At 69.5% G+C, this 23,644-nt stretch carries 24 protein-coding genes and 3 pseudogenes; 14 read left to right on the forward strand and 13 right to left on the reverse strand.

Annotated elements, in window-relative coordinates; translation table 11 throughout:
* Nucleotides 1–104: 104 nt before the first annotated feature.
* The gene (locus BR98_RS00225) at nucleotides 105–410 is read right to left on the reverse strand and encodes a hypothetical protein (protein WP_035838633.1); all 306 of its coding nucleotides are present in this window, start codon (nucleotides 408–410) and stop codon (nucleotides 105–107) included.
* Nucleotides 411–417: 7 nt separating this feature from the next.
* Nucleotides 418–594 (reverse strand): hypothetical protein, encoded by a 177-nt coding sequence (locus BR98_RS38750; RefSeq protein WP_157537168.1) that lies wholly within the window; start codon nucleotides 592–594, stop codon nucleotides 418–420.
* Nucleotides 595–908: 314 nt separating this feature from the next.
* Between BR98_RS38750 and BR98_RS00230 the strand changes: the two genes are divergently transcribed.
* From BR98_RS00230 to BR98_RS00250, 5 genes are all read left to right on the forward strand, one after another.
* Nucleotides 909–1,187, forward strand: a complete 279-nt coding sequence (locus tag BR98_RS00230; protein ID WP_035838635.1) for an RICIN domain-containing protein — start codon at nucleotides 909–911, stop codon at nucleotides 1,185–1,187.
* Between the two features lie 112 nt (nucleotides 1,188–1,299).
* Nucleotides 1,300–1,470, forward strand: coding sequence for a hypothetical protein (locus BR98_RS38755; RefSeq protein ID WP_157537170.1), 171 nt, complete (start codon nucleotides 1,300–1,302; stop codon nucleotides 1,468–1,470).
* Nucleotides 1,467–1,724 (forward strand): hypothetical protein, encoded by a 258-nt coding sequence (locus BR98_RS00235; protein WP_035838637.1) that lies wholly within the window; start codon nucleotides 1,467–1,469, stop codon nucleotides 1,722–1,724. The genes BR98_RS38755 and BR98_RS00235 overlap by 4 nt, the downstream gene beginning before the upstream one ends.
* A gap of 218 nt (nucleotides 1,725–1,942) precedes the next feature.
* Nucleotides 1,943–2,170 (forward strand): SRPBCC family protein, encoded by a 228-nt coding sequence (locus BR98_RS00245; RefSeq protein WP_035838641.1) that lies wholly within the window; start codon nucleotides 1,943–1,945, stop codon nucleotides 2,168–2,170.
* Entirely contained in the window at nucleotides 2,167–2,511 is a 345-nt protein-coding gene (locus BR98_RS00250) for an ArsR/SmtB family transcription factor (protein ID WP_051969117.1), read from the forward strand. The genes BR98_RS00245 and BR98_RS00250 overlap by 4 nt, the downstream gene beginning before the upstream one ends.
* Before the next feature lie 15 nt (nucleotides 2,512–2,526).
* Here the strand turns inward: BR98_RS00250 and BR98_RS38760 are convergent.
* Nucleotides 2,527–2,673, reverse strand: a pseudogene (locus BR98_RS38760) (IS5/IS1182 family transposase); the annotation flags it as partial.
* 10 nt (nucleotides 2,674–2,683) lie between these two features.
* Nucleotides 2,684–2,980: pseudogene (locus BR98_RS42740) on the reverse strand (transposase); the annotation flags it as partial.
* 74 nt (nucleotides 2,981–3,054) lie between these two features.
* On the opposite strand from BR98_RS42740, the gene BR98_RS00255 reads away from it, so the two are divergent.
* A complete protein-coding gene (locus tag BR98_RS00255) occupies nucleotides 3,055–4,623 on the forward strand; it encodes an IS1182 family transposase (RefSeq protein ID WP_051969118.1) in 1,569 nt (522 codons plus the stop codon).
* Nucleotides 4,624–5,267: 644 nt separating this feature from the next.
* The gene (locus tag BR98_RS35810; protein ID WP_051969119.1) at nucleotides 5,268–6,572 is read left to right on the forward strand and encodes a hypothetical protein; all 1,305 of its coding nucleotides are present in this window, start codon (nucleotides 5,268–5,270) and stop codon (nucleotides 6,570–6,572) included.
* A gap of 46 nt (nucleotides 6,573–6,618) precedes the next feature.
* Here BR98_RS35810 and BR98_RS00265 read toward each other — a convergent pair whose 3' ends face one another.
* A complete protein-coding gene (locus BR98_RS00265) occupies nucleotides 6,619–7,716 on the reverse strand; it encodes a peptidase (RefSeq protein ID WP_198042078.1) in 1,098 nt (365 codons plus the stop codon).
* Between the two features lie 31 nt (nucleotides 7,717–7,747).
* Nucleotides 7,748–8,320 carry a hypothetical protein gene (locus BR98_RS00270; RefSeq protein ID WP_198042079.1) on the reverse strand — a complete coding sequence of 191 codons (573 nt, stop codon included), beginning with the start codon at nucleotides 8,318–8,320 and terminating at the stop codon, nucleotides 7,748–7,750.
* Nucleotides 8,321–8,572: 252 nt separating this feature from the next.
* On the opposite strand from BR98_RS00270, the gene BR98_RS00275 reads away from it, so the two are divergent.
* The 3 genes and pseudogenes from BR98_RS00275 to BR98_RS37195 all read left to right on the forward strand — a co-directional run bounded on the left by BR98_RS00275 (nucleotide 8,573) and on the right by BR98_RS37195 (nucleotide 10,658).
* Nucleotides 8,573–9,838 carry a Vgb family protein gene (locus BR98_RS00275; protein WP_198042080.1) on the forward strand — a complete coding sequence of 422 codons (1,266 nt, stop codon included), beginning with the start codon at nucleotides 8,573–8,575 and terminating at the stop codon, nucleotides 9,836–9,838.
* Between the two features lie 128 nt (nucleotides 9,839–9,966).
* Nucleotides 9,967–10,137, forward strand: a pseudogene (locus BR98_RS40000) (DegT/DnrJ/EryC1/StrS family aminotransferase); the annotation flags it as partial.
* A 53-nt stretch (nucleotides 10,138–10,190) separates the two neighbouring features.
* Nucleotides 10,191–10,658 carry a hypothetical protein gene (locus tag BR98_RS37195; protein ID WP_198042086.1) on the forward strand — a complete coding sequence of 156 codons (468 nt, stop codon included), beginning with the start codon at nucleotides 10,191–10,193 and terminating at the stop codon, nucleotides 10,656–10,658.
* Nucleotides 10,659–10,691: 33 nt separating this feature from the next.
* On the opposite strand, the gene BR98_RS00290 is transcribed toward BR98_RS37195, so the two are convergent.
* From BR98_RS00290 to BR98_RS00315, 6 genes are all read right to left on the reverse strand, one after another.
* Nucleotides 10,692–11,027 carry a hypothetical protein gene (locus BR98_RS00290; protein ID WP_035838648.1) on the reverse strand — a complete coding sequence of 112 codons (336 nt, stop codon included), beginning with the start codon at nucleotides 11,025–11,027 and terminating at the stop codon, nucleotides 10,692–10,694.
* A 94-nt stretch (nucleotides 11,028–11,121) separates the two neighbouring features.
* Nucleotides 11,122–11,457, reverse strand: coding sequence for a DUF6417 family protein (locus tag BR98_RS00295; RefSeq protein ID WP_035838649.1), 336 nt, complete (start codon nucleotides 11,455–11,457; stop codon nucleotides 11,122–11,124).
* A gap of 407 nt (nucleotides 11,458–11,864) precedes the next feature.
* Nucleotides 11,865–14,207, reverse strand: a complete 2,343-nt coding sequence (locus BR98_RS00300; RefSeq protein WP_035838651.1) for a choice-of-anchor P family protein — start codon at nucleotides 14,205–14,207, stop codon at nucleotides 11,865–11,867.
* Between the two features lie 580 nt (nucleotides 14,208–14,787).
* On the reverse strand, nucleotides 14,788–15,924 hold the full coding sequence (locus BR98_RS00305) for a hypothetical protein (RefSeq protein ID WP_035838653.1): 1,137 nt from the start codon (nucleotides 15,922–15,924) through the stop codon (nucleotides 14,788–14,790).
* A gap of 824 nt (nucleotides 15,925–16,748) precedes the next feature.
* A complete protein-coding gene (locus tag BR98_RS00310) occupies nucleotides 16,749–17,624 on the reverse strand; it encodes a hypothetical protein (protein WP_157537174.1) in 876 nt (291 codons plus the stop codon).
* Nucleotides 17,625–17,911: 287 nt separating this feature from the next.
* Nucleotides 17,912–18,103 (reverse strand): hypothetical protein, encoded by a 192-nt coding sequence (locus BR98_RS00315; RefSeq protein ID WP_157537176.1) that lies wholly within the window; start codon nucleotides 18,101–18,103, stop codon nucleotides 17,912–17,914.
* A gap of 378 nt (nucleotides 18,104–18,481) precedes the next feature.
* Between BR98_RS00315 and BR98_RS00320 the strand changes: the two genes are divergently transcribed.
* Together BR98_RS00320 and BR98_RS35815 are read left to right on the forward strand one after the other, a co-directional pair.
* Nucleotides 18,482–18,952 carry a hypothetical protein gene (locus tag BR98_RS00320; protein ID WP_157537178.1) on the forward strand — a complete coding sequence of 157 codons (471 nt, stop codon included), beginning with the start codon at nucleotides 18,482–18,484 and terminating at the stop codon, nucleotides 18,950–18,952.
* 851 nt (nucleotides 18,953–19,803) lie between these two features.
* A complete protein-coding gene (locus BR98_RS35815) occupies nucleotides 19,804–20,670 on the forward strand; it encodes a sigma-70 family RNA polymerase sigma factor (RefSeq protein WP_051969121.1) in 867 nt (288 codons plus the stop codon).
* 86 nt (nucleotides 20,671–20,756) lie between these two features.
* On the opposite strand, the gene BR98_RS00335 is transcribed toward BR98_RS35815, so the two are convergent.
* Nucleotides 20,757–21,335 carry a hypothetical protein gene (locus tag BR98_RS00335; protein WP_157537181.1) on the reverse strand — a complete coding sequence of 193 codons (579 nt, stop codon included), beginning with the start codon at nucleotides 21,333–21,335 and terminating at the stop codon, nucleotides 20,757–20,759.
* A 747-nt stretch (nucleotides 21,336–22,082) separates the two neighbouring features.
* On the opposite strand from BR98_RS00335, the gene BR98_RS00340 reads away from it, so the two are divergent.
* Both BR98_RS00340 and BR98_RS00345 read left to right on the forward strand, forming a co-directional pair.
* Nucleotides 22,083–22,379: a hypothetical protein gene (locus BR98_RS00340; protein WP_035838665.1), complete on the forward strand. Its 297-nt coding sequence runs from the start codon at nucleotides 22,083–22,085 to the stop codon at nucleotides 22,377–22,379.
* 547 nt (nucleotides 22,380–22,926) lie between these two features.
* A complete protein-coding gene (locus BR98_RS00345) occupies nucleotides 22,927–23,364 on the forward strand; it encodes an ATP-binding protein (protein WP_198042081.1) in 438 nt (145 codons plus the stop codon).
* The last annotated feature ends 280 nt before the right edge of the window (nucleotides 23,365–23,644 follow it).

A 23,644-nucleotide genomic window follows, 5' to 3' on the forward strand; every position in this document is an offset into this window, starting at 1 on the left:
CCTGACGGATCGTCAGATCTCTTCAGACAAAACGGTTTTGTAGAAGGGTCAGCGCAGATTTCAGGACGGCTGTCCTGCAGGAACAGCCGATCGGAAGATCAGGCTCAGTGGCCGGGCGCGGAATCAGGGGCCACGAAGTGGCGGTGCAGCAGGGGCGAGGCCCGGTGACAGCGGGCGAGCAACACGTCGACCCGCTGGGTCGCGCTGCACTCCGCAGGAGCCTCAGGCCCCTGGGCGAGGAGGAAGATCAGCAGGTCGATCCGGTCGAACTCCGAGCGGGCACAGGCGTGCTCAAGCCCGTCCCCCGGCGTGGCGTGGGCCCACAACGCCCCCACCACCTCGGCGGCCTCCCCCACCCGAAGCGCCCCGGCCGGACTGCGGCGCATCAGACTGGCGTACACGAGGTCCATGCATGCCTCAGCCCCAGGTGAGGTTGTCCGCCCCGACAGGCTGCCCCGCAGGAGCATCCTGAGCGGCAACCATCGCGCCGGCACTGACAGGAGCGACCGCAGCAGCCGCCGAGGGCAGCAGAACGACGGTCCCGAAGGCGATGGCGGCGACCGCGGCGGCCTTGGCGATACGGGTGCTGATCATGGCAATGGTCCTCTTTCGATTCGACGGGTCCAACTACTTCACCTGCACCGATTTCACGCCCCGCGGTTGACGCTCCATCCGGCTGCCACCGGGGCTGTCCCCTGCTGGCGATGAACAGCTTCACCCACCCGCCAACCCCTCCGGAACCCTTTCCCCCTGTCCCCAACCCGCCCGGCGACATCGCGACATGCCGCCATGCGCATGACAACAGCGCCGGGGACCGCAGGCCCCCAGCCGCCCCATGCCGATACCCGTGCCGGAGGTCCTCGCGCCTCACCGCATCGACCCTGCGGCATGAGACCCCACGCCGATTTGTGGCGAACGGGATCGACGGCCGCTGCCTGGCCGGCTGGACACAGGGGCCGAACGGATGGTCGTTGTGGAAGGCGGCGTGCGACGGCTCCGTCACCGATGTCGATCAGCTGTGGTACGTCTACCCGGCCGACCACTCCGGCTCCGGGCCGATCTCCAGCCTCAACGGTCGCGTCCTCGAACCCGACCGCGGCGCGGGCGGTGCCAACGGGGCCCGGATCGCCATCTGGGACAACCAAGGGCTGCCCACTCAGCAGTGGAGCCTCACCTACGTGCGGTGAGAAGCGGGCGTCCGGGCGTAGCCGGGCGGTACCGTGGGGTCATGACGACGCTGATGGAGCTCCCGACGCACCGTGAGCAGCGCGTGACCGAGGCCGCCGCCCGGACCGAAGCGTGCAGGAGTACGTGGCCGGGGTGTTGACGGCCGATCAGGCTGCTGCCCACGGGAGCGGTGAGGAGCGGATCGAGCGAGCCCGCACGCTCGCGGCCGCCGCCCACCGGCAGTGGGTCGCCGACGACCGCAGCGAAGTCGGCTCGATACCCTTGGGCGAGGTCTTCGAGTGACGGGTCGTCACCCGGCGCGGATTGCCGCCGAGGTCGGCCGCGTCATCAAGGTGATGCCGACCGAGGTCCGCGAGGAACTGCGCCTGGCGCTGGAGCGGGCCGAGATCGACCCCTGGTCGTATCCGCAGGCCGACCGGTACGACACCGATGACACGGTGCGGGTCATCGTGCTGAACGAGGTGATCTTGCATTTCGCCATCGTCCCCGTCGGTGAGCCGCCGCACCTGTGGGTCTTCGCGGCCGCCCTGCTCTGACCTGGAACACCGAGCTGCCTCGCCCGTCGGAGGACGGACAGCAGGTCGCGTCGTGGGATGCGCTTCAGGACTTCCGCCAGCGCGGTGAGTTCCTTCTCCAGGCGTCCGGCCACGGCATCGTGGTCAGGCAGGAGCAGCAGGTCGCCGAGCGGGCCGGCGAACAGGTCGCAGAGATACCAACCTGGGCAGACCGCTAAGAACTCCTCACGAAATGCGCCATGCCCGGCTTCGCTCGGCGAGGAGCCCCGCATTCCGCCACGCTGGTCGAGTTCACGCTGACCGAGGACGACTCGTCGGAAGGCACCAGGCTCACCCTGATCGAGAGCGGCTTTGCGCGGCTCGGCCTGCCGGTCGACGAAGCAGCGGAACGGCACCACGCGAACAGCCGAAACTGGCCCGGCAAGCTCGACCAACTGCGCGCGGACTGCCAACAGACCAGGGCATGAGCAACGCCGCCGAGGCCGGCCGAGCCCCCGAGGATGTCCTGGTGGCGCTGGCCGACCAGACCCGACGCGAGGTGCTCGCCATCATCGTTCGCGAAGGTGGCGCCACCTCGACATCTCTGGCTGCACGCCTTCCCGTCACCCGCCAGGCCGTGGCCAAGCACCTGGCCGTCCTGGAGCGCGCCAAGCTGGTCCGCCCCCGCAGAGTCGGACGCGAAGTCCAGTACGAAGTCGATCTGCAACCGCTGAAGTACACGAGGCAGTGGATGGATACTCTCGCCGCTGCGTGGGAACACCGCCTCAGCGCGATCAAGGACCTGGCGGAAGGAAACAGCACGCCCTGAACCGGCGATGGTGCCTCACGAGGACCGCACAGAGCACAGTCTCCTCCAGCAGATGAGCGCGCATCCGAGGGAGAGGAATGCCTCGTGGATGTCGTCGCGGATCTCCCAGCGGATCCGCAGGCGACGAAAGTGGTGCAGCAGCGCGAACGCCCTCTCGACTACCGTTGCGGGTTCCGCCGGTCAGAACGAAGGCCGGCGGACGGCCGTCGCAGGCCAGGTGGATTTTGCTGGTCAGCCCGCCGCGGGATCGCCTGAAAGCCCGCTGCTCGTGCCCCCCTTTGGCCGCGGCATGCTGATGGGCCCGCACGATTGTGGAGTCCAGTGAGACCAGCCAGTCCGCGTCGGAGCGCGCCTGTACGGCCGCGAGCACCCTCGCCCAAGTCCCGTCCGCCGACCACCTGGCCGGACGACCGTGGGCGGTCTGCCACGGGCCGAAGTGTTCCGGCAGATCACGCCACGGGAAGACAGTCCCTAGAAGGCTGATGAAGATGTTGGGTTCTGGCCCCACCGAGCAAGCGGTGGGGCCAGACTCGTCTTGTGGCGATGGGGGAATGGGCCGGGGAGACGGTCGGGCCGGATGTGTGGGAGACCTGCCGGGAGTTGATCCCGGTGGGCAGTGTGTTCGCGTTCCTGGCCGAGCATCGTGGCCGGGTGTTTCCAGTGGAGATGTTCGCGGACATGTATCCGTCGGCGAACGGCCGCCCGAGCATGCCTCCGCAGATCCTGGCCGCGGCGATCACGCTGCAGGCCCTGCACGGCTTGTCCGACTTCGAGACGGTGCAGGAACTACGGTGTGACCTTCGTTGGAAGGCCGCCTGCGGGCTGGGCCTGTACGACACGGCGTTCGACCCGTCGCTGCTGTCCTACTTCCGCCGCCGGTTGGCCCGTTCTGCCCAGCCCAACCGGGTGTTCGAGGCCGTGCGGGAGGTCGTGAAGGCGACCGGGGTGTTGAAGGGCCGCCAGAAGCGAGCGCTTGACTCGACCGTGCTGGACGACGCGGTCGCCACTCAGGACACCGTCACCCAGCTGATTGCCGCCGTCCGGGCGGTGATCCGCGAGGTCCCCGGCGCCGAGGCGGTCGCAGCCGTGCAATGCACCGCGCACGACTACCGCGATCCGGGCAAGCCCCGCATCGCCTGGAACGACCAGCAGGCCCGGGCCGATCTGGTGGACGCCCTGGTCGGCGACGCGCTGCGGCTGCTCGGGCACCTGCCCGAGCAGCAACTGGGCGAGAAGGCAGCGAACGCGGTCGGGATCCTGGCCCTGGTCGCCGGGCAGGACGTCGAGCCGGCCGACGGCTCCGACGGGCGTGACGGGCGCTGGCGCATTACCCAAGGGACGGCACCTGACCGCGTCATCTCCACCGTCGATCCCCAGGCCCGGCACGTCCACAAGACCCGCACCCGACACCAGGACGGCTACAAGGCCCACCTCGCCGTCGAACCCGAGACCGTGATCTACACCGACGTCGAGCTCACCCCCGGTAGCGGCAGTGAACACCACGAGGCGGCCGTCGCTGCCGAGTTACTCGCTGCCGAGACCGAGCCGGTGGAGGCGTTCGGCGACACCGCGTACTCCACCGGAGGGACCCGCCAGGCCCTGGCCGGCCACCGCCTCTACTTCAAGCCGGTGCCGCAACGACCCGCTGTTGCGGGCGGGTTCGTCCTGGACGATTTCCGCATTGATACCGCCGGGGGCACGGTCGCCTGCCCAGCCGGCACGACCGTTGCGCTCTCGCGCGATCGAGGCCCTGACCTTCCCCGCTCGGCAAACTTCGGGGACCGGTGCACCGGCTGCTGGCTCCGTGAGCGGTGCACGACCTCCAAGACCGGCAAGGCCCTGCGGATCCAGCCCGGCTACGACCTCCAGCGCGCCGCACGGCAACAAGCCGCCGATCCCGCCTGGCAGGCCGCCTACCGCCGATGGCGGCCCCCGGTCGAACGAGCCGTGGCCTGGCTCGTCGGACACGGAAACCGCCGACTGCGCTATCGAGGAACGATCAAGAACAACGCCTGGCTCCACACCCGCGCTGCCGCCCTCAACCTCCGAACACTCATCAACCTCGGACTCGACCACAACGGCACCACCTGGCACATCCGGGCCACCGCCTGAGGGCAGCCGCCCGGATCACACCAAGATCTTCATCAGTCTTCTAGGAGGATATGCGGCTGCCGATGACGCCCGGTCAGGTTCGTGCTACTGGTGTTCTTCGGGGGGCTCGGCTCGGGAACGCGCAGGGGCCTCTCGCCGCCGGCGCGCTGCGAGGCCCCTGCCGTCTGCTCAGATCCAGGTGTAGTTCTCGTCGGTGACCGGCGGAGCGTCGAGGTGTACCCGCAGCGCGACTTCACCATCGAGCAGCTCGTGGAGAACCACGCGGCGCGTGAGGCCGACGCCGACTTGCCGCACAAGGTGATCGGCCGGGCCTGTCCACATGGCCGTGGGGGAGGGGTCGGTCCGTGGGCGAGGAGCCCGACACGCAACGGGCGCTACTTCGCACAGGAACACATGGCCAATATGGGGTATTTGATACGTTCTGAGCCATGCTGACGATGGCGGACGTGACCGCGAGACTCGCCGTTGGATTCTCAGGCATCGCCAGGGCGGGCGCCGGCCGAGGTGTGGGGGGCAGCCATGGGCTGGCCGATGCGCCGGCATGCCGTTCTGACGCGCCCGGGGTGCTGGGTCCTGGCCCTCTGGCCGCGAGCGGACACATCCGCACCCGCAGACGGTGCCGCCTGCCACACGCGGTCTGTGCCATGGTCCTTGTCTTCGCGTCCGCGCTGACCTGGGTCGTGACCGGTCCGTCCGGCACCGCTCGGGCCGCGACCGCGTGCACGGCGGCCCTGTGCGTCCTCAACCCGAGCGCTGCGGACGCCCTGTACGTCCACCCCGGCAGCCTGCAGGTCACCGGCAACATCCTGGTCAACTCGACGAACAGTCAGGCCGCGCTCGTCAACGGCACCACGACGGTCACCGCGAGCGGGGGCACCATCGGCGGCCCGGCGGCACCGGCCGGCTTCGCCACGTCGAGCGGCGGCGCGTACAGCCCGGCCCCGACCAACCAGCCCGCCGGCACCGACCCGTATGCCTCCCTGGCCCAGTGCCCGGCCTCGTCGGCCTGTCCCACGACACCGAGCCCGCCGTTCCCCAGTGTCAACCACATCTCCGGGAACCAGACGATCAACCCGGGGGTGTACACCAGCATCTCGAGCGTGACCGGCACGCTCACGCTCAATCCCGGCACGTACGTCGTCACCACCGGCGTGACGATCTCCGGCGGGAAGCTGGTCGGCACCGGGGTGACGATCTACCTCGCCTGCCTGACCTACCCGACGGCGTGCCCGACATCTACCAGCGGCGCGTTCTTCACCGACCAGGGCGGAGGCAAATCCACCCTCAGCGCACCGACCACGGGAGACTTCGCCGGTCTGACGCTCATCGCCGACCGCAACAACACCACGGCGGTCACTGTCTCGGGAAACGGCTCGTCGCTCACCGGCGGCGGCGCGATCTACACCGCCTCGGGGAAGCTTACGGCCGCTTCCGGAGGCAAGGCCAGCTTCACCCGCGCGGTCGTGGACACGGTCGAGACCAATGGCAGCAACAGCTCCCAGCTCAGCGTCATCCCGACCACGGGCACGTTGTCGATCAGCGTGCCGGCCACCGCGGGCCTGGGCAGCGCGGCGCCCAGTGGCACCGTCAGCGCGGCCCTCGGCTCGGTGACCGTCTCGGATGGGCGAGGACTGGCCACCAGCACGTGGACGGCGACGGTGTCCGCCACGAACTTCCACACCGGCGGCGCCACATCCGCCGAGACGGTCACCACCTCGAACGTCTACTACTGGTCCGGGCCCGCGACGGCCACGAACGGCACCGTGACGGCCACGCCGGGCCAGAGCGACGCCTCGGCCAAACAGGCTCTCAGCAGTTCGAGAACCTCCTTCACCTCCACCGGCAACGGGAACAACTCCACGAGCTGGAGCCCCACGGTGGTCGTCACGATCCCCGCCGCGGCGGTGCAGGGCACCTACACGGGCACCGTGACCCACTCCGTCGCCTGACGGCGCAAATCCCCTGTTGGTGAACGCATTCGGGTGCGGGTCGGGTTCAGCCCACCCTTCTGCGGCGAACCATCCGGTAGCCGCAGAAGGCCAGGAGGGCCACGGCTGAAACGCCCATGGCCACGCCCCGCGTCATCGAAGGGGAGTCCGCCGGGTCCGGTGTGACCGATGCGCCGACTTGGGAGCCGCTGGGGAAGGTCATGGTGGCCGTGACGGTGTGATGGATCAGACCGCTGGCCAGCGTGAGACGGACCTTCCACGGGCCGTTGGGAAGCTGCCTGTCCAGGGGGACGGTAACGGGCTCGGTCTCGTCGATGCCGAGTGTGGTGCCGAGGTTCACCGTGAAGGGACCGGCGCTGAGGGATCCGGGCCCGTCGGTCATCGACATCGATCCGGTCAGGTCCAGGGCACGCTTGCCGGTGTTGTGGACCTTGGCCAGCACCCTCGGCGTGCCGTCGGGCGCACGCGCGGGAGTCAGCTCCTCGATCTTGAAGTCGGACGGCGGCTCGCCCCCGGGACCGACGTCGAGGTAGATCCGCACTCCCACGCGGTTGACCAGGCGGACGTTCGCACGCGGGCCGGCAGAGCCCGCGACCTGCGCCCACAGGACGGCGTACCGTTCGCCGGCGGACGCCTTCGGCGGCACCCGGACGTTGACCCGGACCACGGCCGTGCCGTGCGCCGGGACGTCGCGCACGGCGGAGGACGGCGGCATGGAGGGCCCGGTACTCGGTGTGCCGCAGCCCGCCGCCCCACCGGACACGTCCGAGTCCGAGACGCAATCGTCCACCGACACCCAGGTCGTGAGCTCGTTTTGGGTACGGTCGGCTTCGACGGTGAAGGTGCCGCCGTCGACCTCGGCGGAGCCCGCGTACAGGTCGACGCGCTGGTCGACGTCGGAGGTGTTCGTCACCTGCAGCCGGCGGTGGATGACGGTGCCGGGCGCGAGGTGGTCCACGATGTACATGTGTGCGCGCGGGTCGGCTTCACGGTCCCGGGGTGCGTCGAGCAGTTGCAGGCCGATGCTGCCCTCGGCGGTGGAGGGCGGCCTCTGACCCTGACCGTCGGCCGCGGCGGTGGAGGGCGGCGTCTGACCCTGACCGTCGGCCGCGGCGGTGCTCGCGCCACAAGCCAACGCGAGCACCGCCGCGGCCGTGCACAACAGCCGGGCCCGGCTATGCGACCGAATGTGTCACCGTCCCGGCGTAGGCGCCGTTCACCGCACTGGCGGGGATCGCGACGACGAGCGTGGGATTCCACGTCGCGGAGTTGTTGCCGGTACCCGCGGCGAGGCCGTAGGAGGTGCGGCTGGTGTCGAGCGTCTGGGCCAGGATCGCCGTGGCCTGGCCGGGCGTGAAGACGCCCAAGCCGCTCGTGGCGGTCGCGGCTCCCGACCAGTAGGAGACCGCGCTGGCCGCGACCGTCTCCGCGGCTGTGCCGCCTCCGGTCTTGAAGCTGGTGGAGGTCACGGACGCGGTCCAGGCGGCCGTGAGCAGGGCCCGCGCGTCAGTGACCGTGACACTGCCCAGTTGTCCGCTGACGGAGTTTCCGGGCAGCCCGCTCCCCAGGCTCGCCGAACTGGGGACGGAGATCGCCAACGAACCGCTCGAGACAGAGAACGTGACCGCCGTGTCGCCGGGTGCGGCGCTGGCCACTCCGGCGGCAGCGACAACCACCGCGACTGCGGCGGCTACGGAATATCGGATACGCATGAACTCTCCTTCGTCATCCAAGCCCTGGAACGGCATCTATCCAGGTAGCACCTCAGTGACGATCAATGACTATCCGCATACGCACAGCAACCAAACGGAATTCACCCGCCCGGCCGAACGCGACCACGCAGGCCCCGACCACCCAACTCGGACCCGGGGATCATCGACGGCCAGAGGGACTTGCGATTGCAGTCACCTGGGAGGAATTCTGCCGAAGTTTCGAAGGAAGAAGTCCGAGATTTCTCTTCAGTCACCGTTCTTGACGCCGACTCAGCGGGGATTGTACCTGTGCAGCGCGATCGCGAAAGCGATATCGGCCTGATCCGCGTGTCGCGGTATCGACCGGCCCCCCAACCACCACCACACCCCCCGACGCCGATGACGCGTGTCATCCCGGCGTTCCGGCTCCCGCGGTGTCCTTCGGAAAGGTGTCCCGTGTTCCAGCGTCCTGGCCGCATCAAGCGGCTCTATCGCGCGCTCGCCGTCCTTGCCCTGACGGTCGCTGTCAGCGCGCCCGGCACTGTCGCCTTCGGTGACTCCGTACATCATCCCGGGCCGCCTCTGCGCCCGTGGGTGAAGTCCTGCCTCCGGCATCGGGGGCCTGCCGGGCTCGTGAACTGCCTCAGCTTCTTCGCGAAGCACGACCGCCCGAAGGCGTTGCAGCCTCGCCTGGCCATCGACGAATTGGCGACACCGACCGCCGATTCGGCCCCGGTCGGTATCACCGCGGGGCCCGACGGCGCCCTGTGGTTCACCGAGAACGCCGCAGACGCGGTGGGACGCGTCACCACGACCGGCACGTTCACCGAGTTCTCGGTGCCCACCAGCGGCGCCGGGCCGGCCGAGATCACCGTGGGGCCGGACGGCGCCCTGTGGTTCACCGAGTCGAGCACCGACAAGATCGGCCGGATCACCACGGGCGGTTCGGTCACCGAGTACGCGCTCCCCACCTCGGGCGCCTACCCCTGGGGCATCACCGTCGGACCTGACGGAGCCCTGTGGTTCGCGGAACCGGGCGCCGGCAACGTCGGACGGATCACCACGGGCGGTTCGGTCACCGAATACGCGGTTCCGACCTCGGGCGCCTACCCGGTGAGCATCACCGCCGGGCCGGACGGGGCCCTGTGGTTCACCGAACTGCTGTCCGGAAGCATCGGACGGATCACCACCGGCGGTTCGGTCACCGAGTACGCGGTTCCCTCGTTGGACTCGCTGCCCGTCGGCATCACCACAGGGCCGGACGGGGCCCTGTGGTTCACGGACGCCGGGGCAGCGCAGATCGGAAAGGTCACCACGGCCGGCAACTTCACCGGCTACGACCTCACGGATTCCGTCTTCCCGTTCCCGTGGGGCATCACCACCGGGCCGGACGGGGCCCTGTGGTTCACCGAGAACGCCGGCAACGACATCGGCCGCATCACGACGTCGGGCACGATCTCGGAACTGTCGATCCCGACCTCCGGCTCGAACCCGCTGGAGATCACCACCGGATCCGACGACAACCTCTGGTTCACCGAGAACTCCGCGAGCCAGATCGGACGGGTCACCCCCTGACAGGGCCGACCCCGCCAAGTGGCCGTGGCAGTACCGCCGCGGCCACGAGCAGCCCTGACGCGTTGGCCAACGCGTCAGGGAAGGGCAACTGACCTGCCGGCCCAGGCCAGTTGCCCTTCCGGCCGGGGATGACCCGCATTCCCGGCCGGTCCGGCATCGTCGCCGAGCTGGAGGACGGTCTTCAGGAGTACTTCGATGTCCGGCACGCGGTCACCACCAGCTCCGGCACCCCGGCCCTGCACGCCGCCTACTGGGCCGTCCGGATCAAGGCCGGCGACGAGGTCATCGTCCCCGCGTGGACGTTCCAGGCCAACGCCTCCCCGCTCTTCCACCTCCGCGCCGTGCCGGTGCGGTGCGAGACCCCGAGCCGCTGTCCGGCGGCGAGGGCGGGTTCGTCCTCACGGACGACGACACCTACCACCGCGTCATCACGCTCGCGCACTTCGACAAGCGGGCCAAGACCGAGATCCCGGAAGGCCATCCGCTCGCGCGGTACGCGGTCACCGGGGCTGGCCTCAAACTCCGCATCCACCCCCTCGCCATCGCCCACGACCAGCTCGCCCGCCTCGACGGCTACCCCACGGGGCCGGCTGCCCCGGTTGCTGCCCCGGTTGCTGAGCGGGCGCCAGACGGGGCCGATGGTCCGCGCTGGACCAGGTCCTCGATCCTGGCGGCCTCGGCCAGGACGGCGGCGAGCAGCTCGGCGGTGGCCGGGTTCTCCTCGGCGGCCAGGCGCAGGTCTGCCACCGCCGAGCACACCCCGGCGGCCGCCGTGCCGACCAGGACCACCAGCAGCCGAGGAAACCCTCCAGCGCCGTAGGCGGCCGGCCACCGGCGTTCTGGGCCGCGCGGCTCAGGCGCCGCTGCTCCGATCGGCCTCCCGCTCCTGGGCCTCGATCTCCGAGGCGAGCGCCACGTACCCGCCGGCCAGGGCGAGGAATCTCTGGGTGCGCTGGAGGATCGGCTGCCCGGGAAGCTCGTTCCCCATGGCCGAGCTGACCAGGTGCCGGGCCGAAATCGTCGCGTAGAGCGCGGCTTCGATGCGTGCCCCGCCAGGGAAGCCCCCTTGCACGAAGGAAGGCAGGCCGAGCGCCTGTCGATCGTGTGGCGGGACCTGGTCGAGACCTTCGGTCAGGGCGCGCTGGGCTTCAAGGAGAAGGTCGAACGCACGCTGGTAGGGGTCGGTCACGTGATGCCTTCCTCACTTCGGCGCACTCGGCCGGCGCCAATCATGCTGGGGTGCCAGGACGCTGGCGGGCCGTCGGTCGTCTTGCTCACCTGGGTCATCCTGGCGCACCGTCTGCCTGCGCAGGAACCTCGTGCCGCGGGTCGGGGATGCTGGTGAGGCCAACCGTTTTGTGGTGGCCCAGCTGCCGGTAGGTGCGCAGGAAGCGGTTGTGGCTTCGGGTGCTGCCGCCGGCCAGGGCGTCGAGGCGGAACGCTGCCTCGATCACGGTCATCTGTTCCTCGGTGGTCTGCAGCGTCCAGCGATGGGTGCCCGCGATGGGCAGGGCTCGTGAGAGTGCGGCGGTGAGTGCCTCGGCACGGAACTCGCCGAGCTCGCTTGCGAGCGCGAGGACGCGGCGCAGGATGTCCACCTCCGCCTTCGACAGCTCCACCTCGTGCCGGGGAGGGTCGCTGTCCGGGGGCGGGGCCGCAGACGGCGGTGCTGTGCGCAGACGGCGGTAGAGGCGGAGCGTTTTACTTCCGCACATCTTGGGAGCAGGGCTCGAGAGGCTTATGACGAGGTGTCAGCGTCTTTGGTCCCTTCGCATCGTCACCGGAGTTCCCCTGCTGTGAACCGGGCGTGCCGGCGGGGCTTTCGAGCGCGAAATGAAGCGTCGTGTGAACGCTGTCCGATTGTCCGCGGCATCGACGGCCGCGGACGATACGACAGTGATCGCCCGTCGCTGTCGGACGACGGCGACGGGCGATCACTGAGGCGGCGGGTGGTCAGGAGATCCGCGAGCTCCCTGACCACCCGCTGGTGGACGACTGCTGAGTCAGCTCTGGGTGCTGGCCGGGCTCATCTGCGTCGTCGCGCCGCGCGGCCCCCGCGGGTGCCCCAACCCCGCAGCAGGAACGTGCCTACGCCCAGCAGGCCGGCTGCGGTGAGTCCCATCTCCGTGGTCGCGCTCCCGGTCTGGGCCAGAGAACCGCCGTGCGGGTAGGCCTCGGTGTGCGGGTAGGCCTCGGTGTGCTGGTAGGACGCGGGGTCCGAAAGCCCCGGGCGTTGGCCGCCCGTGATGTGCTTCGGGTGCTCGTTCTCCGGACCGGGACGGGGCACACCACCGTCCCCGTGGTGATGGTGGTGGTGGTCGTCCCCGGGGTCGCCGTCCGGGCAGCCGCCGTGGTCGCGGTCATCACACGGGTCGCAGGCGACGATCGTGACCGTGTTGCTCACGGCGTTCACCACGGTGCTGTCAGGGGTGGACGCGGTGACGGTCGCGGTGTCGGTGATCCTCCCGTCCTCGATGTCCTCGTGGGTGGTGACGTACGTGGCGGTGCAGGTGGTGGAGGCACCCGGCGCCAACGAGGTCACGGGGCACGACACCGCCGTGTAGGCCGGCGAGGCGTCCGTGACCGCGAGTGAACTCAGCGGGACGTTACCGACGTTGGTGACCGTGAAGGTGTAGTGCAGCTGCTGCCCGTCGTCCGAGAAGGCGGTCTCCTGGACAGCCTTGACGATCTTCAGTCCGGCGAACGGCACGGTGACGCTCTTGCTGTCGGCGGTGACGACCTGGCCGGACTTCCCCGTGCCCGACACCGCCGCGGCGTCGACGACCTTGCCGGCAGCCACATCCGCGTCGGTGGTGGTGTAGGTGGCGGTGCAGTCCATCGAGGCACCGGGCGCCAGCACGTCCGTCGGACAGGTGACCGTCGGCGCCCCGGGGCCGCTGTCGGTCACCGTGATGCCGTTCAGCGCCTCCGCGCCGGTGTTGGTGACGGTGTACGTGTAGTGGATCGTCTGCCCGGCCGCGGTGAACTCGGCCTCGGTTGCCTTCTTGACCACTGCCACGGCGGTCAGGGGAGTGGTGACGGACTCGCTGGTGGCCGTCACCGTCTGGCCGCCGGGGTCGCTGGCGGTGGCTGTGCCCTGGTCCAGGATCGTCTTGGCGGCGACGTCGGCCGCCGTCGTGACGTAGGTGGCCTGACAGGTCGTCGACTCGCCGGGGTCCAGCTGGTCGGTTCCGCAGCCGGAGATGGCGACCCCGGGCGTCAGGTCCGTCACGGTCAGGCCGCTCAGAGCGGCCTGACCGGTGTTGGTGACGGTGTACGTGTAGTGGATCGTCTCACCGGGAGCCTTGAAGTCGGCTTCGATCGCCGACTTCGTGACCGTCAGCGCCCTGAGCGGCACCGTCACCTTGTTGCTGGTGGCGGTCACGGTCTGGGGGGCGCGCTTGGCACGGGGGGTGGCCGTGCCCAGCTGAGCGGTGAGGGTGGCGGTGTTGGTGATCTTCCCCGCCACCGCGTCCGCGTCGGTCGCGGTGTACGTGGCGGTGCAGTCCTCCGAGCCGCCCGGGACCAAGGGGTCCGTGGGGCAGCTGACCGTGGGCGTGCCCGGTCCGCTGTCCGTCACGGTGATGCCGGTCATCGGCTCGGTGCCGTTGTTGCGCACGTGGTAGGTGTAGTGGATCGTCTCCCCGGGGACGAAGGAGGCCTCCGCCGCGCTCTTGACGATCGAGGGGGCCGGCTGTGCGCCACCGCAGGTGACATGCCCCAGGATGATGTTGGTTTGGACGACACCCGGCAGTACCACGTGGACGGCGTTGACCGTCAGCACGCCGTCGGCGTCCGTCGACTGCTCATTGAGCGTGACCTGCCCGACAGCCGGGATGGTGACGACGGTGTTGGGCGCAGCGTTCGCCGGGAGGGGCAGCGAAATGCGCGGGGCCGCAGGGGCACGGGTCGCGCTGGGGGACGCCAGGGCGGGCGTCGTCGGAGTGGAGACGAAGCCCCCGGAGATCACCCCGGACCCGGTCGCGCCGCCGGGGCCCGCCTCGCAACTGGCGTGCACGCCGGTGAGGCTCAGGAAGCCCAGGCCGAGCGACGAGTCGATCGTCTGCACCGTGGCCGAGGCGCTGGAGGTCCCGGCGACCGGATCCCCGGCGGTGATGGCGGTCAGCGTCGAGTTGGTGAAGAACGGGCCCGCGGCGAGGCCGGCTTGGGTCGACGTACCGCCGGGCGGATAGGTCGAGGAAGGCGTCGGGGGCACCGCGCTGAACGTCCCGAAGGCATCGGACGAGGCGACGTAGGCGGTGGCGATGGGAGAGGCCAGTGCCGCGTGAGCCGGGGTGGCGGAGCAGATCGCGCCCGCGAGGGTGCTGATTGCAGCGATGGCGATGCTGCGTCTGGTGCGTGAGTCCAACGGAAGTCCCTTGTGGAGCAAGGTAGGAGGGGCGGTCATCTCGTGACGACCGTTGAACCGCACAGAGGCGGACTCGGCGTTGGCGCAACTGACAGGCGGACGGCGAGAGCGGCACGGTTCATCGGCGCCTTGCAGAAGTGGAAGGGCAACGGGCGCGACGATGACGTCTGCTGCGTGCCGACGGGTGACGTCCGCTCAATGCCGGGCGGAGAGGACCAGGTGCCGCCTGCTCGGAGGACGGGGCCATCAGAGGTCTTCGATCAATCGCCGGCGCGCTGACCTCTCGTCAGTCGCCATGCCCGAGCGCCGGCGCGGCTTCGGGGCCCGCCAATGCGCCCTGACAGGCAGGCACCATTGACCGCCCGTCACCACTCGGGCTCCTGGAGGGCCCCGTGCGGGGGCGGGTGCGGCGGGTGCGGCCCCAATCCTAAGAAGAGTGCGGCTGGTGCGCCCAAGGTGCCTTCCCGGGCCGCCTGAAGGCATCCGGACGCGCGGCGGCGACAGCTGATGACTGATGCCGCGCTCGGCGGCAGCCCACCGGGGCGGGCCGCGTTGATCGCCCCGGTGGTTCACACGGCCGTCATTGCGGCTGGCGGTACCTCTGGGGCCGGCACTCCGGACAGGGACTCAGGGTCAGCAGGCCGTCGGCGTTGCGATGCTCACGGGTACGGGTGACCGGATCGCACTCGAGCGCACCGCAGTGCCCGTCGATCCGGTCCGCGGGTTGCGCCGGGCTCTGCTGGCGGCCGATGCGCGAAGGGCGCGATCCGTGCACCACCTCGTAGAGCGGCAGATTGGCGATCCGGTCCTTCTCGAGCACCCGGGCATAGTTGTTGATCTTGTATGGATTTCTCGTCAGTTGCTGCACGAGCTGACGGTCCAACAACCAGCCCTGCTCCGTGGCGGCTTCCAGCAGTGGCTGGCGCAGCCTCTTGGCCAGTTGGCGACCCGCGGACCACGGCGGTGGCAGCAACTGCAGGAAGCGCTCGGCCTGTACGAGGTCCTCTTCGCTGAAGCGCTGGTCGTCCTGCGGGGGTGGAGCGTGACGGGTGGTGAGGGGGTTGGGGGAGGAGGTAGTTACCTCCTCCGGGGGGTGTGGGGGGTGGACGGCACCGTGCACGGTGTGAGCGTCCACGGTCCGACCTGCGGAAACACGCCCTCCACTGTGGCCGGTGTGACCGTGCGCGGTGTCACCGTGCACGGTGTGAGCGTCCACGGTCCGACCTGCGGAAACACGGTTACTGGCCGGTACCGCAGCCGGTGTCACCGTGAACGGTGTGACCTGAGATGATTCCGGAGAGTCACCAATCGGGCGCAAGGGGTCCGACGGCGTCCAGTCCGGGTTGAACACGGGACGCCGGTAGAGCTCGTAGGCGGCGGCGCCGAACTGCCCCCGTGCCCCGTGGGCCTGCTGGACCCTGCGCAGGAAGCCGGCCGCCACGAGCCGGCGAAACGAGGCCTGGACCGCGTCGCGCCCGATGAGGCCCCCGCCCTTCCCGTTGCTGTTGCGAATGCCCTGAGCTCGCAGCGCGGCCAGCAAGGTGGTGATGGTCGGGGACTGGCCTCCCGCCACCATGAACATCAAGTGCAGCAGCACGACGATGTCCAACGGGTCCGGCAGCCCCGACCCGTAGACCATGTGCGCATGCACGGTCACCTCCGTCACCGGCTCACTGCCGGGCACCACCCGCGCCATGTCGGCGTCCGACGGGCTCATCAGGTGGCTCCCGCAACCGCGCCCCCCGGACGGCTCTTCAGGGGACCTGGTGGCGCCTGCTCGCGCCCGGCGGGGGAGGAGGCGGGGCGGGAGCCCGCCGACGGGCTGGCTGGCCGGCCCGGCTCGTCGCGGCCGGTCGCGAAAGCTTCTGCTTCGCCGACGCGCCTGGCGCTCGGGGTGGTGGTGTCGAAACTCGTGGCGGCGGTGCGCAAGTTGCTCAAGCCCTTCCGCTGCGCTTCGGCCCCGGTCGGGATGAGATTGGGCCACACAGTGGCCGAACGGCGGCGCCACGTCACAAACCGTGGTAACGCCTGATACCGTCGGAGCCGAAGTCAGCTTTATGCGAAAGCGCGGCGGCCCAAGTTTGGCGACTGGGGGCCGCTTCGCTGTCTTCAATACCGTTTGTGTACTGCCTACCTTGGTTGGGACTCAGGCTATTCGTCGCTTGGAACCCTCAGGCAATTCCTTCTCCGTTGTCCGCTGGACGGCCCGAGCTGAGCATGCGTTCGACGCCCCAACCGTCGTGGGATCGCCATTCTTGCAGGCCAAGCAGCCCGAACGGTCCCCCGGTGAGGCGTCCGCAGGGCTGCGACGGGCTGTCGCGCAGATGCGACTCCGCCCCACAGCTGACGCCACCGGTCAGCACTTTGTCCTGAATTCAGCATGCGATCGGCCGGATACCGGCCAAGGCTGTAGCGCTGACCTCGACGATTGGCGGGGACGCCGCGGAGAAAAAATTTTGAAACCTGGTCGCAGCCGAGCCAGAGGGTGTCCCGACTGCTGAAGTCGGCGCGGCGGGCGACTGGCCCTATGGACGGCCGTGGTCAGGACCTCGCGTGCGGCCCCCCGTCCGCGGCGCCCGGCATCCGACCGTTCCTGTGCGCGCGCCACCAGGTGCGGCCTGCCTGGAGGAGACAAACCCACACCGAAGGAACAGCCGCGCGCTCGGGCCCACCTGGCCCCCACCCCTCGGCCTTGCGGCTGGAGCGGTCACACTCGTACATCGTGTCGGTGGTGAACGTCGTCTCCCGCAGAGCGCCGCGACGCCAGCCGCCCGAAGCCGGCGGCCGGGGAGGCAGTGGGGGAACCGCCGACAGGCCATCAGAGCGCCGCGAGAAGGCCGGGCGCAGCTGCCCCGGCTTGACCAGATATTCCAGGAGCACCGCGCGGCGTGCCCAGATCACGAGGTCCAGACGGCAGTCCGCGAGCCTGAGGTGACGTCGACCGCAGACCAGATGCTCCAGGTCCTCACCTTGGTCGTCCGCCTCTTCGGCGAGGAGCCGGTGAGTCAGGCTGGTCTGGTCGGGGAGCTCCGCCCGCGACCACCGGTCCTCGGCAGGCTCGTCCAAGGCGCGCGCGGTGGCCTGGTGACAACCGCTCAGAATGCCGGCCAGCCAGCAGACCAGCTCCGCCTGAGCGGTCACCATCCTGGCGTACTCACGCAGCGGGGACGGGATCTCGCTGGCCGCCGCTTCCCGGATCGCCTCCCAGGCGGTGCCACGCAAGGCACGGATGTTGCCGCCCTGGGCGAGCGGCTGCTCGGCGCCAGAGCGGCGCCTGGGCACGGGGGAAGAGCCGAGCTGCCCGGTGCGCCTGGTGATGACGGCCTCGTACCAGTTCGCCGGACGTCGGGGTTGTGGGCGACTCGGCGCTCGTTCGGCGAACAGCAGACGACACATGTCGATGTCGTCGGCACGCACCTCCTCCTCCCCGGCATGGTTCCACCTGCCGGGCCGGGCCGGCAGCGGGGTGTAGTCGAGGGCGGCAGCCGCGCTGTCCGGATCCTGGACGGGAAAGCGGCGGGTACGGCGATCCGCGCTGGGGCGGGGGAACATTCCTCGCTGGGGAGGGACGGTCACGGTGTGCTCGCTCTCTGTGGGGTGGTTCGGCCGCCGCACGGGCGGGGTCTGGTCAGGGGTGCCGGCGGTCTGACGCACATCGCTACCGCTGCGGCACAACAAGGTTGCTCCGCGCGGACGATGGCCGGTCACGTGTTCGGCTTCTCGACGTACTCGTGGCCAAGGTCAGCGCCGTCGAAGGGCCGTGGCGGATCGCCGTCCAAGGCGGAGGATCGGCCCGGGCCGACCAGCCAGGCTTCATTGCTGCGCTCGTCGGCCTCGCCGCTCAGCCTGGCCGCCCGGCACAGCAGAAGGATGAGCACGACCGTGCCGATGAGCATGAAGACGATGATGGGGACGAGCTGAAGCCAAAACCACATGTGCGGTTCCCTGCCTTCCTGGCGCCGGAGGTCGGAGCGGCTCCCGGCCGTGAGCGCGTCGCCCCGAAGAGGCGCCGAAGCGGGACCCTGCTTTCCTCTCTTGATGGAGCGGCCAGCAGCAGATTCGTGACGGCTACCCCGCCGTGCCCGACCGCCCCGCTGCGCCGGTCACCCCCGGCGCCTGCGGCGCGGCCTCGCCAATCACCGCTCGTCGGGTCATAACCCCACCGCCGAACCCTCCATGTACCCGGCGGGAGCTGTGCTCGCGTCCGCGGACGGGGGCTCGGACACAGGACGGCCATCGCGTCATCCCCCGCTGCGCTCTCGGGAGGCGGCACATTGATCAGGTACGCAGCGAAGGTGCACACCGCGATCTGCGGAGCTGCCGCGGTGCTGGCAGCCGCCGGGGCCGGGCCACTGAGCAGCCCCGGCACGCCGGCAGCACACCCCGGGGTCGTCCAGGACAGTCTCGTCGTGACCGGCGAGCACTCCGGCGATCTGCGGGTGCGCCTGACGGTGCGTCGGATCGGCGGCGGCTGCGCGCAGCTTCGGGACCTCACCGTCGCGGTCCGCGACGAGGGCGGCACCAACCTGGACTTCCAGGGTGTGCCCGACGTGTCAGTCTGCGACCTGTCGGCGGACAGCGGGCTCGTCTACACCGCCGCCCAGCACTTGGAGCCAGGTCAATACACGTTCTACGGCGCATTTCGGTACCAGGGCCGATGGGTCGACCTTCCAACGGGAGATGTGACGGTCGGCGAGCCTCGGCTCCCAGTGGCGAGCCCGCTGCCCTCACCAACGCCGGGCTGAGGCGCCACGCTGCCGCGCAGCGCGCTCTCGGCGCGGCACCACCTCCTACAGGGCCCAGGCATCCGCTAGCTCACCCTGTCTCAGGGCAGCGCGCACGGCATTGCTGCGCGCTGGTACCGGCCATCACTCAGATTCGCCCGCAGCCGACGGCGGTCCAACCCTGGCTGTTGGGGAAGTCCCTGGGATACCGGCCCGACAGTTTGCCAGGGGGCTCCCACGTCTGGTTCATGTCGCTGGGGCGGCGTGGCTGGTGGGGCAACACGGCAGGCTCGCCTCGATCGCTCGGCAGGGTCCGCAGAGGCAGCGCCTCGGGGGGAGAACTCGCCTCGCCCGACCGGTCGCCCGGAACGGCCCGGAACAGGCGGCGGTATTCCCTGCACAGGGCGTCGTAGATCGGGGTCGTGGGGACAAGGCCCTGCACATCGCCGGGCACCGGGTCCGGGTCCAGAGCGCTGCGGGCCACCTGAGGTGACGGTTCGTCAGAAGTGCTCACACCACGACCAACGAATGCGAGAACTCTGTGGCGCCGGGCTCTCCTGCTGCGGTTCTGGTGACGGCCCGGGCGATCCACGCCGCGACAGCAGGGGTGGGTCGGTGGCCGAGGTTCGCGTCATCAGGAGGGTGATCTGACCTCCTGACAAGTGACCGATGGAGCAAACACCCAGAAGTCGACGGCCGCCGGCAGCAGCTTTCCCGGAGCGTCACCCCTGCGCAGCCGGGTTGGAGGCTCCGGCGGCGCCACTGCAGTCAGTCCTGTACCTGTGCTGACCCGCCGCTCTACGCGGCTGGGCTGCGGTCGGTGTCCCACTCCGGCCGAGGTGCCCGTCCACAGTTCCGCCTCTGGGAGTCCCGTGTACCTGCCCACCCAGAACGACGCAGCTGCTCCGGCCCACCCGGAGACCACCGCCAGCCACCATTCCGATTCCAGCAGCCTGCCCCGCGGGGAGAGCACGCTCCCGCCTCCGTGCCCTCACACCCTGAACTCCGTCCGGCGGACCGGAGCAGACACAGACGCCGGCCGCTGCGCGTATTGTGCGACATTCGACGACCCGACGGTCGAGCTCGTACGGCGAGCGCAGGAAGGCGACAGTGAGGCCTTCGCGCTTCTCTACAGCACGTACTCCAACCTCGTCTATCGCTACATCTACCAGCGGGTCGGAAACTGGGCGGTCGCCCAGGACCTGACCAGCGACACCTTCATGCGGATGCTGTCCAAGATCGGTATCTTCAGATGGAAGGGCCGCAGGTTCGATGCCTGGCTGGTCACGATCGCCCGCAACCTGGTGATCGACTACTTCAAGTCCAGCCGGGTCCGCCTGGAGGTCAGCACCAGCAATGTGCCGGATGGCTCGGACTTCGAGCGCAGCGCTGAGGAGCAGGTCCTGGAGTCGCTCTCCCAGGCGGCACTGATGACAGTCGTATGCGAGCTGACTGCGCAGCAGCGGGAGTGCATCATCCTGCGTCTGGTCCACGAGTGCACGGTCGCCGAGACAGCCATGATCATGGACAAGAGCCACGGTGCCGTCAAGAGCCTTCTATGTCGCGCGGTACGCAACCTCACCGCGCTGGAGCGAACCCGTCGACAGCGCGAGGAACTTGAGGGCCTGGCGCCGCGCCGGCCACCCCAGGGCAGGAGTCACTCGGGGCTCCACGGTTACCCGAACGGTGTGGGCCGCGCGCCCGAGCCTCGACATCACATGGAAGTTGCCGCCTCCTAGCAACCCCCGGGCCGAGGCCACCCGGTCGGCGCGCGAGGCGGGCCGGCGGCGCAACCCGCCCTGCCGGGCCGCTCTGCCCGTGAGCGCTAGCGGGGCGGCGGCCCCAACCGTCTCCTGAAGCCCCAGTAGGCGACGATGGCCGCCAGCACCAGGACTACGGCCGCCTTCCCGGATGTGCGCGAGGACCAGGCGCTGTCGAGGGACGGCTGCACCGCCGGGGCGGCGTGGCCGGCGGGCGAAAGGCTCAGCCTGGCCGACACGCTGTGCTCGACCATCCCACCGACCAGGCGCAGCTCCACCGTCCACGGGCCGTCCGGCAGCTTCTTGTCCAACCGCACCGTCAACGGCGCGCTGGCGCCAGGCGCGAGCGTGACGCCGAAGGCGATGGGGAACGGCCCAGCTCTCAAGCCGCCGACCCCGTCCATGATCGAAAGATCTCCGCCCATGTCCAAGGGCTGGCCACCGGTGTTATGGACCACTGTGGCGACGCTGGGCTGGTCGTCGGTGCTGCGAGCCGCTGTCAGGCTGTCGATCGTGAAGTCAGGGGTAGCCACGCCTGCGCGGCCGCTGTTTATGCGTACGACGACGCTGCCGGCCGCGCTCTCCTCGGCATGCGGCCACCCGAGCGTTGCGGCTGTCGCTGCCAGAACCAGGGTTGTTGCCAAGACAATGACCTCTCGCGCGCACCGGTTAGGCCAACGAATGAGTCGCCTCCTCGACGAGCCCGCGGTGGCAGGGCCGGGGGATCGGCCGGCTGCGGCCGGGAGCATGGGGACCACGCCCGGCCGCAGCCCATCACGACGCGAGCGCGCGTGGCGGCCCTCAAGGTCGCCCTGGCGCGCGCACCGGTCCTCGCACCCAGCCGCCGCTCGGGCGTTCCATCGGCGGGGCGCGGGCCAAGCCGACTGCGCCTGACCAGGATGTGGTTCAGAAGGCCCGCCGACTTCACGATGCGAACGGCCCGGCTGTGGACACCGGCCGGCCGCCCCCGTACATCCCCAGTACGAGAGCAGTTGAGCCGCACCCCGACCCGATCACGTCCGAACGAACTTACGGAAGCGACCTGGCCGCGCGGCTGGGCGGACACGGACACCCGACGCCGCAGGATGATCCGACGGGACTTCTGAAGCACGTCCTGATGGAGCGGGAACAGGACCGATCATGACGTCCGTCGCCCGAGTGGCGCAGTCGGCGGGTCGGCGGGTCGGCGGGTCGGCCAGGGCCACACCTGCCGTCCGTGCCGCTTGACCGTGCCATCGTGGTCGTAGCCCGCCCGGCCCGAGTCGGGCGAGGCGGCGCCGGCAAGGAAGCCGCACCGCTGTCCGGCCGGCTTCTCAGCACGACGTCATCACCGGTGGGGCACGGGCCTCTTCAGATCGAGGTGAGCCTGTCGCGGCCGAGGAGGATGCCTGATGGCACAGGACCAGTTCGCTCCGTTGACGATCCCAGCCCTGCTTGACCTGCTGGAAGCGGTAGCGGAGGCGCTGGACGTTCCGAGCATTGGCAGCCCCGACCCCATGGAGGCCGGCGAGCAGATCTTACGCGATCGCACACTGGAGGCAATGGTCGCCGTGATGCGGGTGCTGGAGGAACACTCCGGCGCCGGGGCGGCCGCCGCCGAACTGCGCAAGCGCCTTGCCCTTCTCCCCCTGAACGGCTGGCCCACCATGAGCCCGGTCTCCCGCATGACGGGGACGACCCTCATTTGACCAACCGTCAGTACCGGCATCCGCCCTGCAACGTGTCGATCGCTCGGGCTCCTGGGAGCCCTGGCAGCAGCCCGGTACGCGGGCGATTGCGGATTCCTGAATTCAGCCGGCCTTCACATTTGGCTGAAACCGACCAGTACTTGCTTGCCGGATCGCTCAGTCCGTCGTTTCTTGACGGACTGAGCGATCCGGCACCCGGTGCCCTCTCTGCCGCCTCGGCCGGACGAGACCAAGTCGATCTTCTCGGACCATCGGTCATGGCTGCCCGGTTCTCGCTGCCCGGCTGTGAAATTCCCACAGTCGAAATGAAATCATCCCGGAGATCTGCCGGTGACGAATGTTCAGGTCAGTCATTTCGGTTCAATTAAAGGGAAGCCTTGCAGACGGTGGATCGACCGGAGCAGAATACGAGACGTAGTCGTGTGGTGACCATGAGTAGCAACGGGGCTCGTGGGCTCTGGCACTCCCATGCCCCAGTCCGGCAGCCGCCAGGGCGTACCCGCCCGGCTCGTCACCGTGCGCCACCGTGCCGTTAGGGAGCTTTGCCGTGTCTGAAAATCTCACCAGGACAATCGAGTTGACAGTGGAGGACCATGCCTGGCTGACGTGCAGCCAGCGCTCGCCCGGCCTGGCGCGCCGGCGGCTGCGAGACTTTCTGGACCAGGTCGAGGATGGGAGCCGGTTCTCCTGGGTCGGGGAACTGCTGTTGAGCGAGCTGGTCACGAACGCCTGGTTGCACGGAACGCCATCGCAGCAGTTGGTGCGGGTCGGGTTCGCAGTGAACCAGGAGCGGCTGGTGATCGAGGTGGATGACGCCGGCAGCGCGTCACCCGATCTACGTCTGGCGACGGGCGATCAGGAATCCGGTCGAGGGCTGCTGCTGGTCAGCCAGCTCGCACTGGAGTGGGGCTGGCACCCCCGAGAAGGCCTGGGAAAGCGAGTGTGGTGCGCGGTCGGCCCAGAGGACGCGGACGCCGCCGTGTGACGGGGCGCGCTCATGTCGCCGTCGGCGTCGCAGGTGCGGTTGACTGCCGATTTGCGCCGACAGCGGCGGACGCGCACACCGGCCGCGGCGGTGTCCGTTGTCGGGCAACAGACAGACCCCCAGTCCAGGCCGGATCGTCCCGGAGTCGCCTGTCCTAGGACCCATCCACGGAAACGTTCCAGCCAGGATAATTCGAGTACAATTTATCGTCGCCGAGAAATATGGCGCGCATTGTGCGAAATGTCGACCGAAATCACTAGATTTCGTGCAGGCGCGCCGA

Origin of the sequence: Kitasatospora azatica KCTC 9699 (assembly GCF_000744785.1) — a bacterium.
GTDB classification, from domain to species: domain Bacteria; phylum Actinomycetota; class Actinomycetes; order Streptomycetales; family Streptomycetaceae; genus Kitasatospora; species Kitasatospora azatica.

Excerpts from the sequence above, each read along its gene's own strand:
- BR98_RS00255 (WP_051969118.1), top strand. The coding sequence starts at position 3,055 with ATGGGGGAATGGGCCGGGGAGACGGTCGGGCCGGATGTGTGGGAGACC.
- BR98_RS00245 (WP_035838641.1), top strand. The coding sequence starts at position 1,943 with ATGCCCGGCTTCGCTCGGCGAGGAGCCCCGCATTCCGCCACGCTGGTC.
- BR98_RS38750 (WP_157537168.1), bottom strand. The coding sequence starts at position 594 with ATGATCAGCACCCGTATCGCCAAGGCCGCCGCGGTCGCCGCCATCGCC.
- BR98_RS00225 (WP_035838633.1), bottom strand. The coding sequence starts at position 410 with ATGGACCTCGTGTACGCCAGTCTGATGCGCCGCAGTCCGGCCGGGGCG.
- BR98_RS00250 (WP_051969117.1), top strand. The coding sequence starts at position 2,167 with ATGAGCAACGCCGCCGAGGCCGGCCGAGCCCCCGAGGATGTCCTGGTG.
- BR98_RS35810 (WP_051969119.1), top strand. The coding sequence starts at position 5,268 with ATGGTCCTTGTCTTCGCGTCCGCGCTGACCTGGGTCGTGACCGGTCCG.
- BR98_RS00340 (WP_035838665.1), top strand. The coding sequence starts at position 22,083 with ATGGCACAGGACCAGTTCGCTCCGTTGACGATCCCAGCCCTGCTTGAC.
- BR98_RS00270 (WP_198042079.1), bottom strand. The coding sequence starts at position 8,320 with ATGCCGTTCCAGGGCTTGGATGACGAAGGAGAGTTCATGCGTATCCGA.
- BR98_RS00305 (WP_035838653.1), bottom strand. The coding sequence starts at position 15,924 with ATGAGCCCGTCGGACGCCGACATGGCGCGGGTGGTGCCCGGCAGTGAG.
- BR98_RS00315 (WP_157537176.1), bottom strand. The coding sequence starts at position 18,103 with ATGCTCATCGGCACGGTCGTGCTCATCCTTCTGCTGTGCCGGGCGGCC.